This is a genomic window from Pseudomonas sp. LBUM920, from assembly GCF_003852315.1.
In the GTDB taxonomy this organism is placed as follows: domain Bacteria; phylum Pseudomonadota; class Gammaproteobacteria; order Pseudomonadales; family Pseudomonadaceae; genus Aquipseudomonas.
This window is the reverse complement of the sequence record NZ_CP027762.1, coordinates 5,722,992-5,738,133: the sequence shown is the minus strand read 5'-3', so window position 1 is coordinate 5,738,133 and position 15,142 is coordinate 5,722,992. Positions and strand designations below refer to the sequence as shown.

The following is a 15,142-nucleotide window of genomic DNA, read 5'->3' as shown; positions in this document are numbered from 1 at the left end:
TAATTGAGCGCCGAGTATGCCGCAGCTGCGAGTTTCATACATAAATTTACATACGCTGTGGTGAGGTTTATATCCCCACCACAGGCGCGGGCTTACACGAAGTAGAGCGACAACGACTCGGCGACGTAAGCCGGTTTTTCCTGCCCGTCGATTTCCAGGGTGGCGGTGGCTTTGAGTAGCCATTGGCCAGGCTTTTTCTCGGTGACGTCGTTGAGCGTCACGTTCAGGCGCACCTTGGAGTTGACCTTGACCGGTTGGATGAAGCGCACGCTGTCCAAGCCGTAGTTGACCGCCATCTTCAGGCCTTCGGGCACGATCAGGAGGTCTTCCATCAGCTTGGGCATCAACGACAGCGACAGGAAACCGTGGGCAATGGTGCTGCCGAACGGGGTCTGCGCGGCCTTGACCGGGTCGACGTGGATGAACTGATGATCGCCGGTGGCCTCTGCGAACAGGTTGATACGCGCCTGGTCGATGGTGAGCCATTCGGAACGTCCCAGTTCCTTGCCGACATAATCTTTGAGCTGCGCTACAGGTACATAGGGCATTGCGACTCTCCTTGGTTCATCGTTTTTATAGGTGGGCCAAATCCAGGGTAGATCATCATGGGCAACCCACCCGGTCAACCCACCATGCTTTTGGCGAATGCCGAAGCATAGAGCCGGCGTGCTTATAATGCGGGCGGGTTTTGAGGGGGAGATAACCGATGCTGTTACGGGGCCTGACATGGCTGGTGCTGTTTCAATTGATCGGCACCGCGATCAACCATTTGCTGGTGCCGGTGCTGCCGGGGCCGATCATCGGCTTGCTGCTGATGCTGGGCTTCCTGATCTGGCGCGGTGAAGTCGGCGAGCCCTTGAGCCTGGCCGCCAGCAGCCTGTTGCGTTACTTGCCATTGCTGCTGGTGCCGCCGGCCGTGGGCGTGATGGTGTACGCCAAGGACATCGCTGCCGACTTCTGGGCTATCGTCGGCGCACTGGTGCTGTCACTGGTGATCGCCATGGGCTTTGTCGGTGTGCTGATGCAGCAGATGGTCAAGCGCAAGGAGAAGGATCAATGACCTTCGACTGGCAAGGCGCATGGACGGCGGTCATTCATCACCCTCTGTTCGGCATCGGTATTACCCTTGGCGCCTATCAACTGGTGCTGGCGGCCTTCGAGAAAACCCGCTGGATCTTCCTGCAGCCGGTGCTGGTGTCCATGCTGCTGGTGATCGGCGTATTGCTCAGTTGTGGCCTGACTTACGTCGAGTACCGCAAAAGCACCGAGATCATGGGTATTCTGCTCGGCCCGGCGACCGTGGCCCTGGCCGTGCCGCTGTTCCTGAACCTGCGGCGGATCCGCCAATTGTTCTGGCCGATTTTTACTACGCTGGTGGTAGGTGGCGTGTTGGCCACCGGCCTGTGTGTGCTGCTGGGCTGGTGGTTTGGCGCTGAGCATAGGATGCTGATGACCATGGCGCCCAAGTCGGTGACCTCGCCGATTGCCATGCTGGTGGCCGAGCAGATCGGTGGCGTGGCGGCCCTGGCGGCGGTGTTTGTGTTGATCACCGGGGTGGTCGGCGCGATGATCGGCCCGGCGTACCTGTCGCGCCTGGGCGTGCACAGTCCCGAAGCGCGCGGCATGGCCCTGGGCATGACCGCCCATGCGGTCGGCACCTCGGTCGCGCTGCAGGAAAGCGAAGAGTGCGGCGCTTTCGCGGCGTTGGCCATGAGTCTGATGGGCGTGGCCACGGCGGTGTTCCTGCCGCTGGCCGTGTCCGTGATCGTTTAAACCGGGTTTAAGGAAACCTCTATGAGTCTGGCGCTGTTCCCGCTCAATACCGTGCTGTTCCCTGGCTGCACCCTCGACTTGCAACTGTTCGAGGCGCGCTACCTGGACATGATCAGCCGCTGCATGAAAAAGGGCGAAAGCTTCGGCGTGGTGTGCATCTTAAGCGGCAGGGAAGTGGGCATGGCCCCGGACGGCTACGCGCTGATTGGCTGTGAAGCGCTGATTCGCGACTTCAAGCAACAAGACAACGGCCTGCTGGGGATTCGCGTCGAAGGCGGGCGCAGGTTCCGCGTGCGTGACACCGGGGTGCAGAAGGACCAGCTACTGGTCGCCGAGGTGCAGTGGCTCGAAGAACTGCCGGATCAACCGCTGGGCGAAGAGGACGCCGACCTGCTGGCATTGCTCCAGGCGCTGGCTGAGCATCCGATGGTTGCCTCGCTGGACATGGGCACCCACGCCGATGGCCAGCAAGCCTTGGGTAACCAACTGGCCTATCTGCTGCCGTTCACCGAGGCCGACAAGATTGACCTGCTGCAACTCGACGACCCGCAGCAACGCCTGGATGCCATCCAGATGTTGCTCGACGAGTTGCAGGGCGAACTCTTCACTCAGTAGGCGTAGCGCAGCAGGGCGTGGGGGGTGCCGATCAGGGCGATAAAACTCATGAGCGCCACCAGCACCGGCAGCAGCAGCCACCAGGTCTTGCGCGGCATCGCCGGCAGCGAGCGTTGATGCTGGATGACGGTCAGGCTGAACGCACACACCGTCATCGCCAGCAACGTACCGGCCAGGATGTCCGTGGGCCAATGGGCGCCGAGATAGACGCGCGACAGCGCAATGAAGGCCGCCGGAATACAGCCCAGCAGCATCCACGTCAGGCGCAATCGCGTGGGTTGGCCGCGACCGGCCAGTACCGCGAGCGCCAGGAAAAACGCAAATGCGCCGGAGGCGTGGCCGCTGGGCATGCTGAAACTGGTCAGCGGGTCCGTGAGGATTTCCGGCCTGCCACGGGCGAAAAACAGCTTGGTGCCGGTGTTGATCACCGCCGCGCCAGCCAGTGTGGCGCCCACGAACACGGCATGACGCCACTGCCGCGCCAGCAGCAGCAAGCCGGTGAAGATGGCGCTGGCGACAAACATCTTCCTGAACTCACCCAACTGGGTAATCCGCACCATCACCTCGTCCAGCCAGGGGCTGCGGTGTTCCTGCACCAGTGCGCTCAAACCCTGATCAAAGTCATTGAGGTGCGGGTAGCCGATGAACAGGGCGATCAACAACGTCAGGCTGGCGCAACCCATCCACAAGGTGGCGCGACGATGGCCGCGCAGGCTGCTGTTCAAGCTCAGGCCCAGCAACACCGCCAGGCAGGCCGCGACGATACCTGCCTGCGGCCAGAAACCGGCCGGCAGTGGTAGACGGAAGGCCGCGCCGGTGGCCCAGCCCGGCAGCAGATAGGCCACCGACCAGCCGGCCGCCGCCAACACGCTCACGGCGGCAAAGCGCGGGAAGGGCATGTCGCACATCCCGGCCACCATCGGCAGCATCGGGCGCAACGGGCCGATGAAACGTCCTACCAACAGGCTGGCGATGCCGTATTTGTGGAAGTAGGTTTCTGCGCCGTTCATCCATTCAGGATGGTGGCGCAGGCCGGGCAAGCGTCGGATGTTCTGATGGAAATGTCGGCCCAGGTAGTAGGAAACCCCGTCGCCCAGCAAGCCGCCGAGGAAACCCAGCAACAGCGTTTCACTCAAGGACAGCGCGCCACTGCCGGCGAGCGCCGCAATGGCAAACAGCAGCACCGTGCCCGGCACGATCAGCCCGGCGATGGCCAGGCACTCCACGCACGCGACGATAAACACCGCGACGGCCAGCCATTGCGGATTCAGGGTCAGCCAGCCGGTAATGCTATCGAGCCATTGGCCCATAAAACGCCACTCCATGTAGGTAATACAGAATCTGAGACAGTGGTCATCACCTGTGGGAGCGGGCTTGCTCGCGAATGCGGTGTCTCAGTGAAGGAATCCGCAGCTGACACACCGCATTCGCGAGCAAGCCCGCTCCCACATTGGATCTGCTGTGTGGCTGGGATCAATGACCGGCGCGAACAGCAGTCTCAATCTGTTCAAATCAAAAAGTAATCGCGGCCTTCGACCTGGCCCCGGCGCAGCGGGTTCCGGGTGCAGTAAGGCGCGTAGCCAGCATCGACAAAGCGGTACATCAAGTGTTCATCGCGCCCGCTGGGAATGCCCAGGCGCGTGGTCTGGATGGTCTGCGACGGCACCTGGCCCACGTCTTCAACGTAGAGCAGTTCCTGGTCAAAACGCTTGGCATCCCACATTGGCACTTTCAGTCCCAAGGCTTTGCACAGCAGCGTCTGGCCCGCGCAGAGTTTCTGCGCGGGGCGAGGGTGGCCGTTGGCGTCGGGGTTGTTCAGCAGCATCTGCGCCAGACTCGCCGGGCCGGAGATTCCATCGACCCACGGATAGGCCGATTTGATCAGCACGGCATTGCCTGGGCCCTGGGCGCTGAAGTTCAGCGAATCGCCGCCACGGGCGTAGTACATGTAGATGTGCCCACCATCCAGAAACAAAGCCTTACGCTTTTCTGTATAGCCGAGCGACGCGTGACTGCCTTTTTCGGCCACGTAATAGGCTTCGGTTTCAATAATTCGCGCTGAAAGCCAGATATCGCCCACGCGGTGGCGTATGACTTTTCCGAGTAATTCGCGCGCGAGTAGTTGCGCGTCGCGGTCGAAGAAGCTGTCGGGCAGGGCGCTGGCGGGGAGTTGAGGGGCAAAACTGGACATGGCGATCAGGGTTAATGCGGCTAAATGTGACGGAATAATAACAACTCCCACCTTAATTACCGCTGAACCCCAAGTTTTTACAGTTCATTTCGACCATCCGCCCCTCACCGCTGTCAGTCGGGCGGCGTCACAGCTATAATCTGCCGCTTTCCTCTTTGCCAAGACTCCCTGACCATGACTGAGTCCGTTCTTGACTACATGACCCGCCTGGGTCGCGCTGCCCGCCAGGCCTCGCGGTTGATCGCCCGTGCGAGCACTGCGCAGAAGAACCGTGCCCTGTTGGCCGCCGCCGATGCTCTGGATGCTTCGCGCTCCGAGCTGGCCGCTGCCAATGAACAGGACCTGGCCAATGGCCGCGCCAATGGCCTGGAGCCAGCCCTGCTGGACCGCCTGGCGCTGACCCCGGCGCGTATCGACGACATGATCGAAGGCCTGCGTCAGGTGGCCAAACTGCCTGACCCCATCGGTGAAATCCGCGACATGCGTTACCTGCCGTCCGGTATCCAGGTCGGCAAAATGCGCGTGCCCCTGGGCGTGATCGGCATTATCTATGAGTCGCGCCCGAACGTGACCATCGACGCCGCGAGCCTGTGCCTCAAGTCCGGCAACGCCACCATCTTGCGTGGCGGTTCCGAGGCGATTAATTCCAACCGCGCCATCGCCGCCTGCATTCAGCAGGGCCTGGCCGTGGCCGAGCTGCCGGCTGAAGTGGTGCAAGTGGTGGAAACCACCGACCGCGCCGCCGTTGGCGCGCTGATCACCATGCCGGAATTTGTCGACGTGATCGTGCCGCGCGGTGGCAAGAGCCTGATCGAGCGCGTGAGCCGCGATGCGAAAGTGCCAGTGATCAAGCACCTCGACGGCGTGTGCCACGTGTTCATCGACGTTGCCGCCGACATCGACAAGGCGATCCGCATCGCCGACAACGCCAAGACCCACCGCTACGCCCCCTGCAACACCATGGAAACCCTGCTGGTGCACGTCGGCATTGCCGATCGCGTGCTGCCGCCGCTGGCTGCCATCTACCGTGACAAGGGCGTGGAACTGCGCGGTTGTGAACGTACCCGTGCGCTGCTGGGCGCGGACGTGATCGAGGCGACAGAGCAGGACTGGTACACCGAGTACACGGCGCCGATCCTGTCGATCCGCATCGTCGACGACCTGGACCAGGCCATCGAGCACATCAATAAATACGGCTCCAAGCACACCGATGCCATTGTTTCCGAGCATTTCAGTGATGCCCGGCGTTTCCTCAACGAAGTGGATTCCGCTTCGGTGATGGTCAACGCCTCGACGCGTTTTGCCGACGGCTTCGAATATGGCCTGGGGGCGGAAATCGGCATCTCCACCGACAAACTCCACGCACGCGGCCCGGTTGGCCTTGAAGGCCTGACCAGCGAGAAGTACGTGGTGTTCGGCGACGGTCACGTGCGCACTTGATGGCTAAACGCATCGGGCTGCTCGGCGGTACCTTCGACCCCGTGCACATCGGCCATTTGCGCAGTGCCCTGGAAGTGGCGGACGCCCTCGCGCTGGATGAGCTGCGGGTGATGCCCAATGCGCGGCCACCGCATCGCGATACGCCGCAGGTATCACCGCAACAACGCCTGGAGATGGTGCGCCTGGCGGTAGACGGCATTGCGCCGCTGGTGGTGGACGACCACGAGCTCAAGCGCGATAAACCGTCCTACACTGTCGATACCCTGGAACTGATGCGTGCCGAGTTGGCCGCAGACGACCAGTTGTTTCTGCTTTTGGGCTGGGACGCATTTTGCGGCCTGCCCTCTTGGCATCGCTGGGAGGAACTCCTCCAGCATTGCCACATCCTGGTTTTGCAACGCCCGGATGCCGACAGCGAACCGCCGGATGCCTTGCGCAACCTGCTGGCCGCGCGGTCGGTAAGTGACCCCTTGGCCCTGACCGGGCCGAACGGGAATATTGCATTCGTCTGGCAGACGCCGCTTGCGGTGTCCGCCACCCAGATCCGTCAACTGCTGGCCAGCGGGAAGTCGGTACGTTTCCTGGTGCCTGACGCGGTCCTGGCCTACATCGATGCGCACGGGCTTTACCGTGCGTCGAACTGAAAAGGCGCGCTTGAGCGTACGATAAATCGTGCAGCGAGCGCCCGAACATACGAGCAAAACGAGTTTTATATGACGAACAAAGACGTAAGCAAAGTTAAGCGCAAAGGCACTTTCAAAAGCGCCCCGCTGCCAGTTGAAGCGCACACCGGCCCTGAGCTGGCTGGCGAAGAGCTGGTAAAAGTCGCCGTGGCTGCCCTGGAAGACGTTAAGGCCCAGGACATCCAGGTGCTGGACGTGCGCGACAAGCAGAGCATCACCGACTTCATGATCATCGCCACCGGTACCTCCAACCGCCAGATCGGCGCGATGCTGGACAAGGTTCGCGAAGCCGTCAAAGCCCAAGGCGTGAAGCCGCTGGGTGAAGAAGGCAAGGGCGACAGCGACTGGGTGCTGCTGGACATGGACGACGTGATCGTTCACATGATGACTTCCAATGCCCGTCAGTTCTACGACCTCGAGCGTCTGTGGAAAGGCGCCGAGCAGAGCCGTGCCGCTGATGGCAAGCACCACAGCCCGGAAGTGGGCCACGCGCACTTCGACAAGCTCAACAAAGACCAGGAATAAGGAACGGCTGTGCGCCTGCGTCTGATCGCTGTCGGTTCACGCATGCCCAAGTGGGTGGAAGAAGGTTGGCACGAATATGCCAAGCGTCTGCCCGCTGAGCTGTCGCTGGAACTGGTGGAAATACCGCTCAACACCCGGGGCAAGAATGCCGACGTGGCGCGCTTTATCCGTCAGGAAGGCGAAGCCATGCTGGCCAAGGTCGGCCCCAACGAGCGCATCGTCACCCTCGAGGTGCACGGCAAACCCTGGAGCACCGAGCAATTGGCGGTGGAGCTGGATCGCTGGCGCCTGGATTCGCGCACGGTCAACTTCATGGTCGGCGGCCCCGAAGGGCTGGCGCCGGAAGTCTGTGCGCGGGCGGATCAGCGCTGGTCGTTGTCAGCGCTGACGCTGCCGCACCCGTTGGTAAGGATTCTGATCGGTGAACAGCTGTATCGCGCCTGGACAGTTCTGTCCGGGCACCCTTACCACAAATAATCTGCGCCCCTCCCGATGACCCAGCCGATCCGCATCAAGGACCACGAGAAAGACGCACGTCTGGTACGCGCGCGGGTCGTGTTCGGTGCCTTTCTGGTGGTGGGGCTGATCGGTGTGCTGATTGCGCGCCTGTATTTCCTGCAGGTGATCCAGTACGACTATCACTCCACGCTGTCGGAAAATAACCGGGTGCATGTGCAGCCGATTCCGCCGACCCGTGGGCTGATTTTCGACCGCAATGGCGTGGTGGTGGCCGATAACCGACCCAGCTTCAGCCTGAGCATGACCCGCGAGCGTTCCGGCGACTGGCAGCAAATCCTCGACGTGATCGTCGAGGTGCTGCAGCTGACGCCGGAAGACCGGGTGATCTTCGAAAAACGCATGAAGCAGGGGCGCCGGCCATTCGAGCCGGTGCCGATCCTGTTCGAGCTGACCGAAGAGCAGATCGCGCGAATCGCCGTGAACCAGTTCCGCCTGCCCGGTGTGGAAGTGGTGGCGCAGTTGGTGCGGCATTACCCGCAAGGGCCGCACTTTGCCCACTCCGTCGGTTACATGGGGCGCATCAACGAGAAAGAGCTGAAAAGCCTCGATCCGGTGAATTACAGCGGCACCCACCATATTGGTAAAACCGGCATCGAGCGTTTCTACGAGCCGGAGCTGCATGGCCAGGTGGGTTACGAGGAAGTCGAGACCAACGCCCGCGGCCGCGTGTTGCGCGTGCTCAAGCGCACCGACCCGGTGCCGGGCAAAGACATTGTGTTGAGCCTGGACATCAAGTTGCAGGAAGCGGCCGAAATGGCCCTGGGTGGCCGGCGCGGCGCGGTAGTGGCACTGGACCCGAGAACCGGCGAAGTGCTGGCGATGGTCAGTCAGCCAAGCTTCGACCCCAACCTGTTCGTCACCGGCATCAGCTTCAAGGCCTACGCCGAGCTGCGTGATTCCATCGACCGACCGCTGTTCAACCGCGTGCTGCGCGGGTTGTATCCGCCGGGTTCGACCATTAAGCCGGCGGTGGCGATTGCCGGCCTGGATTCGGGCGTGGTCACCGCGTCAAGCCGCGTGTTCGACCCGGGCTACTACATGCTGCCCAACTACGATCACAAATACCGTAACTGGAACCGTACCGGTGACGGCTATGTCGACCTGGACACCGCGATCATGCGCTCCAACGACACCTATTTTTACGACCTGGCCCACAAGCTGGGCATCGACCGGCTGTCTGCCTACATGGGCAAGTTCGGCCTGGGTCAGAAAGTCTCCCTGGACATGTTCGAAGAATCCCCCGGCCTGATGCCGTCGCGGGAGTGGAAGCGTGCGACCCGTCGCCAGGCGTGGTTCCCGGGCGAAACCCTGATTCTTGGTATCGGCCAGGGCTACATGCAGGCCACACCGCTGCAACTGGCCCAGGCCACGGCGCTGGTGGCCAATAAAGGCATCTGGAACCGTCCGCACCTGGCCAAGACCATCGAAGGCGAAAAGCCTGTGGATGAAAACCCGATTCCCGACATCGTGCTGCGTGACCCCTCCGACTGGACCAAGGTCAACCACGGCATGCAGCAAGTGATGCACGGCGCCCGTGGCACCGCGCGCAAAGCGGCGGCCGGCGCGCAATACCGCATTGCCGGCAAGAGTGGTACCGCGCAGGTGGTCGCGATCAAGCAGGGCGAGAAATACGACCGCTCCAAGGTTCAGGAACGCCACCGCGACCACGCCTTGTTCGTCGGTTTTGCCCCGGCAGACGACCCGAAAATCGTCGTGGCAGTAATGGTCGAAAACGGCGAGTCCGGCTCCGGCGTGGCTGCGCCCGTGGTGCGCCAGATCATGGACGCCTGGCTGTTGGCCGACGACGGCAGGCTCAAATCCGAATATGGCGGCCCCCCTTCAAGCACCGAGGTTACGGCCCGTGAAGAGTAATTTTGACCGCATCCTCTCCAGCGAGGATGTGATGCGTCGCCGCGCGACGTTATTGCAGCGCATGCACATTGATGGCCCGTTGCTGATCCTGTTGCTGACCTTGGCGGCCGGCAGCCTGTTCGTGCTGTATTCGGCCAGCGGCAAGAACTGGGACCTGTTGATCAAGCAGGCGTCGTCGTTCGGCTTGGGCCTGTTGTCGATGGTGGTGATTGCCCAGCTCGAACCGCGTTTCATGGCGCGCTGGGTGCCGCTTGGTTATGTCGCTGGCGTATTGCTGCTGGTGGTGGTGGACGTGATGGGCCACAACGCCATGGGCGCGACGCGCTGGATCAACATTCCAGGAGTGATTCGCTTCCAGCCGTCGGAATTCATGAAGATTTTGATGCCGGCAACCATCGCCTGGTATTTGTCCAAGCGCACCTTGCCGCCGCAGCTCAAGCACGTGGGCATCAGCCTGATATTGATTGGCGTACCGTTCATCCTGATCGTGCGCCAGCCCGACCTCGGCACCTCGCTGCTGATCCTCGCGGGCGGTGCGTTCGTACTGTTTATGGGCGGCCTGCGCTGGCGCTGGATCCTCAGCGTGCTGGCCGCCGCCATCCCCGTGGCCGTGGCCATGTGGTTCTTCTTTATGCACGACTACCAGAAGCAGCGGATCCTGACGTTCCTTGACCCGGAGAGTGACCCGCTGGGCACCGGCTGGAACATCATCCAGTCCAAGGCCGCCATCGGTTCCGGCGGAGTATTTGGTAAGGGCTGGTTACTGGGCACTCAGTCGCACCTGGACTTTTTGCCCGAAAGCCACACCGACTTCATCATTGCCGTAATGGGCGAAGAGTTCGGCCTGGTAGGCATTTGCGCGCTGTTGCTGATTTATCTGCTGTTGATTGGTCGCGGTTTGGTGATCACCGCGCAGGCGCAGACGCTGTTCGGCAAACTGCTCGCCGGCAGCTTGACCATGACTTTTTTTGTTTACGTTTTCGTCAACATCGGTATGGTCAGTGGCCTGCTGCCGGTGGTTGGGGTGCCGTTGCCGTTCATTAGCTACGGCGGAACTTCGCTGGTGACATTGCTGTCAGCGTTTGGGGTTTTGATGTCGATTCACACGCATCGCAAGTGGATCGCACAGGTTTGAATAAGGTGAAGATGTCAATGCAAGTAATGCGCGGCTGGGCGACTCGGCATGCGTCCTGGATGAGCCTGATTGGGCTGCTGGGCGCGACGCAAGAGGCGCAGGCCGGTGACTACGATGGCTCACCCCAGGTCGCCGAATTTGTCGGTGAAATGACCCGCGACTACGGTTTCGCCGGTGAACAGCTGATGGGCGTGTTCCGCGAAGCCCAGCGCAAGCAGGCGATCCTCGATGCGATCTCGCGTCCCGCCGAGCGCGTGAAACAGTGGAAAGAATACCGCCCGATGTTCCTCACCGACGCCCGCGTGGCGCGGGGTGTGGACTTCTGGCGTCAGCACGAAGCCGCGCTGGCCCGCGCCGAGCAGGAGTACGGCGTGCCGGCCCAAGTCATCGTCGCGATCATCGGCATTGAAACCTTTTACGGGCGCAATACCGGCAGTTACCGGGTGATCGACGCCTTGTCGACCCTGGGCTTCGATTACCCGCCGCGCGCCGAGTTCTTCCGCAAGGAGCTGCGCGAATTCCTGCTGCTGGCCCGCGAAGAGCAGGTCGACCCGCTGACCCTCAAGGGCTCCTATGCCGGTGCGATGGGCTTGCCGCAGTTCATGCCGAGCAGCTTTCGTGCATACGCCGTGGATTTCGACGGCGACGGCCACATCAATATCTGGAGCAATCCGGATGACGCCATTGGCAGCGTGGCCAGCTACTTCAAGCGCCATGGTTGGGTGTCAGGCGAGCCGGTGGTGATCCGTGCCGATGTCACCGGCGAGCGCGCCGACGAAGGTTTGACTCAGGGAATCGAGCCGGTCAAGACCGTCGGGGAGTTGCGAGCCCTGGGCTGGTCGAGTCAGAATGCGCCACGCGATGATATGCCGGTGACGGCGTTCCGCTTGGAAGGCGAAAACGGCCCGGAATACTGGATGGGCCTGAAGAATTTTTACGCAATCACGCGTTATAACCGCAGTGTGATGTACGCCATGGCCGTGCATCAGCTGTCAGACATGCTGGTCCAAGCACGGGGCAACAAGTAATGCGGGCATCGCCGTTCAATAAACCGCTCAAGCTGGTGGCGTTCGCCGCGTTGTCCTTGCTGGTTGTCAGTTGTTCTTCCACCACCACCACAAGCCGCGCGCCGGCGCAGAAGGGCGGTGGCGGTATCGTTCGCGCCCAGCCGGGCCTGGACATCAACCGCGCGCACAAAGACGGCGCGCCGTGGTGGGATGTCGACGTATCGAAAATCCCGGATGCCACGCCGACCCTGCACACCGGGCCTTACAAGGCCAACCCGTATACCGTGTTGGGCAAGAATTACTTCCCGCTGCAGGATTCCAAGACCTACGTCCAATCGGGCACGGCGTCCTGGTACGGCACCAAGTTCCATGGCCAGAACACCGCCAACGGCGAGGTATATGACCTGTACGGCATGAGCGCGGCCCACAAGACCCTGCCGCTGCCCAGCTACGTACGCGTGACCAACCTGGACAACAACCGCACGGTGATCCTGCGGGTCAACGACCGTGGGCCGTTCTATTCGGACCGGATCATCGACTTGTCCTACGCCGCCGCGAAGAAACTCGGTTATGCCGAAATCGGCACCGCGCGCGTGAAAGTCGAAGGCATCGACCCGGCGCAGTACTGGGCCCAGCGTGGCAAACCGGCACCGTTGATGCTCAACGAGCCACAAACGCCGCAGCCGCAAGTGACCGCGTCAACCGGCAAGATCGAACAGTGGACGCCGCCACCGGCGCAGCACGCGCCGGACACGGTGGTCGTGCCGCACGCAGCACCGGGCGCTTCCACGGTGGGCGGTCAGTACCTGCAAGTCGGCGCTTTCGCCAACCCGGACGCGGCAGAACTGTTAAGGTCCAAGCTCAGCAGCATGGTCAATGCGCCGGTTTTCATCAGCTCCATCGTGCGTAACCAGCAGACTCTGCACCGTGTGCGCATGGGGCCAATTGGTTCGCCAAGTGAAGTGGCGCAAGTACAGAACAGCGTGCGACTGGCCAACCTGGGGCAACCCAGCGTGGTCACCGCCGAATAAGAAAGATTGATGGCTCAGACGCGTGCGCGGGTCTGGGCCCTGGTTGTTGGCTCGTTGAACAATAAAAACCCAGGGGCAAGGGGTGAGCGGGCAACCGAACACGTGACAGTCTGGCAGCGGGCTGTCTGAATAGTTTTGCCCGCGAGGGCAAGTTTCCATAAGCAATTTCGAGAGACGGATGAACATCACCACCTTAGCCAAACGCACGTGCCTGCTTCTTTCGCTGATCATCACCCCGGCCGCCTGGGCGGTTGAAATGGTGCCGGCTTCCCCGCAACTGGCCGCCAAGGCCTGGGTCCTCATGGATGCCGCCAGCGGCAACGTGCTGGTCGAGAACAACGGTGACCAGCGCCTGCCACCGGCGAGCCTGACCAAGCTGATGACGGCGTACATCGCGACCCTGGAAATCCGTCGCGGCCAGATCGGCGAAAACGACCCGGTCACCGTCAGCGAAAACGCCTGGCGTACCGGCGGTTCGCGGATGTTCATCAAGGTCGGTTCGCAGGTGACTGTCAGCGACCTGCTGCACGGCATCATCATCCAGTCCGGTAACGACGCCAGCGTGGCCCTGTCCGAGCACATCGCCGGCAGCGAAGACGCATTTGCCGACATGATGAACAAGACGGCCGGCGACCTGGGCATGACCAACAGCCACTTCATGAACCCGACCGGTCTGCCGAACCCGGAGCACTACTCGTCGGCTCACGACATGGCGCTGCTGGCCCGCGCGATCATCCGCGTCGACCCGGTGCACTACGCGATCTACTCCCAGAAGGAATTCTTCTGGAACAACATCAAGCAGCCTAACCGCAACCTGCTGCTGTGGCGCGACAAGACTGTCGATGGCCTGAAAACCGGCCACACCGACGAAGCCGGCTACTGCATGGTGTCGTCCGCTGTACGTGACGGCCAGCGCCTGATCGCCGTGGTCTTCGGCACTAACAGCGAGCAGGCCCGTGCGGCCGAGACGCAAAAGCTGCTGACCTACGGTTTCCGCTTCTTCGAAACCCAGACCTTCTACCAGAAGGGTGCTGAGCTGGCTCAAGCCCCGGTATGGAAAGGCGCTACCCACCAAGTCAAAGCCGGCCTGGCTGACGACCTGACGTTGACCATGCCTAAAGGCCAGCTGAAAAAGCTCGCTGCCAGCATGACCATGAACCCGCAATTGGTTGCGCCAATCGCCAAGGGTGACGTTATCGGTAAAGTCGAAGTGAAGCTGGACGACAAGGTGGTGCACAGCGCCGACCTGATCGCGCTGGACGCCGTCGACGAAGGTGGTATCTTCCGCCGCGTGTGGGATAGCATCCGTCTATTCTTCTACAGCTTGTTCAACTGATAAGTGTGCACCTGCAAAGCCCCGCGTCGACCTGACGTGGGGCTTTGCCCGTCGCCACGGCTTACGCTTACGAGGCCGTTACGCCATGACCGATAAAGAAGTAGAAGTAAAGGCGCCAAAGATCGAATTCCCTAACGTGGACTATCCCGTCAAGGTGATCAGCGATACGGGTGTGGGCAACAAAGACAAGATTCTGGAGATCGTGCGTAAACACGCGACGATCAACGACAACCGTGTAGACGAGCGTTTGAGCTCCAACGGTAAGTACACCACGATCCAGTTGCACATCGTTGCGACCGGTCAAGACCAGCTTTACGACATCAACAGCGAACTGCGGGCCACCGGCTTCGTGCACATGGTGCTGTGATGTCTCAGGTCCTGGGCTTTCGCGAGCTCGGCCAGATGGCCTACGAGCCGGTCTGGCATGCCATGCAGCGCTTCACCAACGAGCGCGGCAGCTCGGCCCCGGATGAAATCTGGCTGGTGGAACACCCTCCGGTATTCACTCAGGGCCAGGCCGGCAAGGCCGAGCATCTGCTGCTGCCGGGGGATATTCCGGTGGTGCAGGTCGACCGAGGTGGTCAAGTGACTTACCATGGGCCGGGTCAGCTTGTTGCTTATCTCTTGCTGGACGTACGCAAGCTGGGTTTTGGCGTACGTGACCTGGTGAGCCGCATGGAAGCTTGCCTGATCGAGCTGTTGGCCAGTTACGGCGTGAGCGCCGCGGCCAAGCCCGATGCACCCGGTGTGTATGTGGACGGCGCGAAAATCGCCTCCCTCGGTTTACGGATTCGCCACGGTTGTTCCTTTCATGGCCTGGCCCTGAACGTGGACATGGACCTGGCGCCGTTCGGGCGCATCAACCCGTGCGGTTACGCAGGGTTGGCGATGACTCAACTGAGCGACCACGCCACACCGATTAAATTTGCCGAGGTAAGTGCCCGGCTGCGTGCGCAGCTCGTCAAACACCTCGACTATGCTGAGCAGACGACCCTTACGGGCGGAATCGACTGAT

17 protein-coding genes are annotated in these 15,142 nt (G+C 61.6%); 14 read left to right on the top strand and 3 right to left on the bottom strand.

What is annotated here, in order from left to right; translation table 11 throughout:
• Positions 1-92: 92 nt before the first annotated feature.
• Positions 93-548 (bottom strand): MaoC family dehydratase, encoded by a 456-nt coding sequence (locus tag C4J83_RS26605; protein ID WP_106579384.1) that lies wholly within the window; start codon positions 546-548, stop codon positions 93-95.
• A 158-nt stretch (positions 549-706) separates the two neighbouring features.
• Between C4J83_RS26605 and C4J83_RS26600 the strand changes: the two genes are divergently transcribed.
• Genes C4J83_RS26600 through C4J83_RS26590 form a run of 3 tightly spaced genes read left to right on the top strand, consistent with a single transcriptional unit; the run spans position 707 to position 2,388 of the window.
• Entirely contained in the window at positions 707-1,060 is a 354-nt protein-coding gene (locus C4J83_RS26600) for a CidA/LrgA family protein (RefSeq protein WP_106579383.1), read from the top strand.
• On the top strand, positions 1,057-1,773 hold the full coding sequence (locus C4J83_RS26595; RefSeq protein ID WP_106579382.1) for an LrgB family protein: 717 nt from the start codon (positions 1,057-1,059) through the stop codon (positions 1,771-1,773). The genes C4J83_RS26600 and C4J83_RS26595 overlap by 4 nt, the downstream gene beginning before the upstream one ends.
• Before the next feature lie 21 nt (positions 1,774-1,794).
• Positions 1,795-2,388 (top strand): LON peptidase substrate-binding domain-containing protein, encoded by a 594-nt coding sequence (locus tag C4J83_RS26590; protein ID WP_106579381.1) that lies wholly within the window; start codon positions 1,795-1,797, stop codon positions 2,386-2,388.
• Here C4J83_RS26590 and C4J83_RS26585 read toward each other — a convergent pair.
• Together C4J83_RS26585 and C4J83_RS26580 are read right to left on the bottom strand one after the other, a co-directional pair.
• A complete protein-coding gene (locus C4J83_RS26585) occupies positions 2,382-3,698 on the bottom strand; it encodes a bifunctional DedA family/phosphatase PAP2 family protein (protein ID WP_124418532.1) in 1,317 nt (438 codons plus the stop codon). The genes C4J83_RS26590 and C4J83_RS26585 overlap by 7 nt on opposite strands.
• 197 nt (positions 3,699-3,895) lie before the next feature.
• On the bottom strand, positions 3,896-4,579 hold the full coding sequence (locus C4J83_RS26580) for a DNA-3-methyladenine glycosylase (RefSeq protein ID WP_124418531.1): 684 nt from the start codon (positions 4,577-4,579) through the stop codon (positions 3,896-3,898).
• Between the two features lie 174 nt (positions 4,580-4,753).
• Between C4J83_RS26580 and C4J83_RS26575 the strand changes: the two genes are divergently transcribed.
• The 11 genes from C4J83_RS26575 to lipB all read left to right on the top strand — a co-directional run bounded on the left by C4J83_RS26575 (position 4,754) and on the right by lipB (position 15,141).
• Entirely contained in the window at positions 4,754-6,019 is a 1,266-nt protein-coding gene (locus tag C4J83_RS26575; RefSeq protein WP_106579378.1) for a glutamate-5-semialdehyde dehydrogenase, read from the top strand.
• Positions 6,019-6,663, top strand: a complete 645-nt coding sequence (nadD, locus tag C4J83_RS26570) for a nicotinate-nucleotide adenylyltransferase (protein ID WP_106579377.1) — start codon at positions 6,019-6,021, stop codon at positions 6,661-6,663. Before C4J83_RS26575 ends, nadD begins: the two co-directional genes overlap by 1 nt.
• A gap of 69 nt (positions 6,664-6,732) precedes the next feature.
• A complete protein-coding gene (rsfS, locus tag C4J83_RS26565; protein ID WP_003215432.1) occupies positions 6,733-7,227 on the top strand; it encodes a ribosome silencing factor in 495 nt (164 codons plus the stop codon).
• Between the two features lie 9 nt (positions 7,228-7,236).
• Positions 7,237-7,704, top strand: coding sequence for a 23S rRNA (pseudouridine(1915)-N(3))-methyltransferase RlmH (gene rlmH, locus C4J83_RS26560; RefSeq protein ID WP_003176297.1), 468 nt, complete (start codon positions 7,237-7,239; stop codon positions 7,702-7,704).
• A 15-nt stretch (positions 7,705-7,719) separates the two neighbouring features.
• On the top strand, positions 7,720-9,618 hold the full coding sequence (mrdA, locus tag C4J83_RS26555) for a penicillin-binding protein 2 (RefSeq protein WP_119740889.1): 1,899 nt from the start codon (positions 7,720-7,722) through the stop codon (positions 9,616-9,618).
• Positions 9,619-9,649: 31 nt separating this feature from the next.
• Complete coding sequence (rodA, locus tag C4J83_RS26550; RefSeq protein ID WP_057703348.1) at positions 9,650-10,753, top strand: rod shape-determining protein RodA; 1,104 nt, start codon at positions 9,650-9,652, stop codon at positions 10,751-10,753.
• A 17-nt stretch (positions 10,754-10,770) separates the two neighbouring features.
• On the top strand, positions 10,771-11,781 hold the full coding sequence (mltB, locus tag C4J83_RS26545) for a lytic murein transglycosylase B (RefSeq protein WP_124418530.1): 1,011 nt from the start codon (positions 10,771-10,773) through the stop codon (positions 11,779-11,781).
• Positions 11,781-12,791 carry a septal ring lytic transglycosylase RlpA family protein gene (locus C4J83_RS26540; RefSeq protein WP_119740893.1) on the top strand — a complete coding sequence of 337 codons (1,011 nt, stop codon included), beginning with the start codon at positions 11,781-11,783 and terminating at the stop codon, positions 12,789-12,791. Before mltB ends, C4J83_RS26540 begins: the two co-directional genes overlap by 1 nt.
• Before the next feature lie 178 nt (positions 12,792-12,969).
• The gene (locus C4J83_RS26535; protein ID WP_106579372.1) at positions 12,970-14,127 is read left to right on the top strand and encodes a D-alanyl-D-alanine carboxypeptidase family protein; all 1,158 of its coding nucleotides are present in this window, start codon (positions 12,970-12,972) and stop codon (positions 14,125-14,127) included.
• An 85-nt stretch (positions 14,128-14,212) separates the two neighbouring features.
• Positions 14,213-14,494, top strand: a complete 282-nt coding sequence (locus C4J83_RS26530) for a DUF493 domain-containing protein (RefSeq protein ID WP_017136054.1) — start codon at positions 14,213-14,215, stop codon at positions 14,492-14,494.
• On the top strand, positions 14,494-15,141 hold the full coding sequence (gene lipB, locus C4J83_RS26525; RefSeq protein ID WP_106579371.1) for a lipoyl(octanoyl) transferase LipB: 648 nt from the start codon (positions 14,494-14,496) through the stop codon (positions 15,139-15,141). The genes C4J83_RS26530 and lipB overlap by 1 nt, the downstream gene beginning before the upstream one ends.
• Position 15,142 lies beyond the last annotated feature (1 nt).

Coding starts and splice junctions, on each gene's coding strand:
- C4J83_RS26605 (WP_106579384.1), bottom strand. CDS start 548: ATGCCCTATGTACCTGTAGCGCAGCTCAAAGATTATGTCGGCAAGGAA.
- C4J83_RS26600 (WP_106579383.1), top strand. CDS start 707: ATGCTGTTACGGGGCCTGACATGGCTGGTGCTGTTTCAATTGATCGGC.
- C4J83_RS26595 (WP_106579382.1), top strand. CDS start 1,057: ATGACCTTCGACTGGCAAGGCGCATGGACGGCGGTCATTCATCACCCT.
- C4J83_RS26590 (WP_106579381.1), top strand. CDS start 1,795: ATGAGTCTGGCGCTGTTCCCGCTCAATACCGTGCTGTTCCCTGGCTGC.
- C4J83_RS26585 (WP_124418532.1), bottom strand. CDS start 3,698: ATGGGCCAATGGCTCGATAGCATTACCGGCTGGCTGACCCTGAATCCG.
- C4J83_RS26580 (WP_124418531.1), bottom strand. CDS start 4,579: ATGTCCAGTTTTGCCCCTCAACTCCCCGCCAGCGCCCTGCCCGACAGC.
- C4J83_RS26575 (WP_106579378.1), top strand. CDS start 4,754: ATGACTGAGTCCGTTCTTGACTACATGACCCGCCTGGGTCGCGCTGCC.
- nadD (WP_106579377.1), top strand. CDS start 6,019: ATGGCTAAACGCATCGGGCTGCTCGGCGGTACCTTCGACCCCGTGCAC.
- rsfS (WP_003215432.1), top strand. CDS start 6,733: ATGACGAACAAAGACGTAAGCAAAGTTAAGCGCAAAGGCACTTTCAAA.
- mrdA (WP_119740889.1), top strand. CDS start 7,720: ATGACCCAGCCGATCCGCATCAAGGACCACGAGAAAGACGCACGTCTG.
- rodA (WP_057703348.1), top strand. CDS start 9,650: ATGCGTCGCCGCGCGACGTTATTGCAGCGCATGCACATTGATGGCCCG.
- mltB (WP_124418530.1), top strand. CDS start 10,771: ATGCAAGTAATGCGCGGCTGGGCGACTCGGCATGCGTCCTGGATGAGC.
- C4J83_RS26540 (WP_119740893.1), top strand. CDS start 11,781: ATGCGGGCATCGCCGTTCAATAAACCGCTCAAGCTGGTGGCGTTCGCC.
- C4J83_RS26535 (WP_106579372.1), top strand. CDS start 12,970: ATGAACATCACCACCTTAGCCAAACGCACGTGCCTGCTTCTTTCGCTG.
- C4J83_RS26530 (WP_017136054.1), top strand. CDS start 14,213: ATGACCGATAAAGAAGTAGAAGTAAAGGCGCCAAAGATCGAATTCCCT.
- lipB (WP_106579371.1), top strand. CDS start 14,494: ATGTCTCAGGTCCTGGGCTTTCGCGAGCTCGGCCAGATGGCCTACGAG.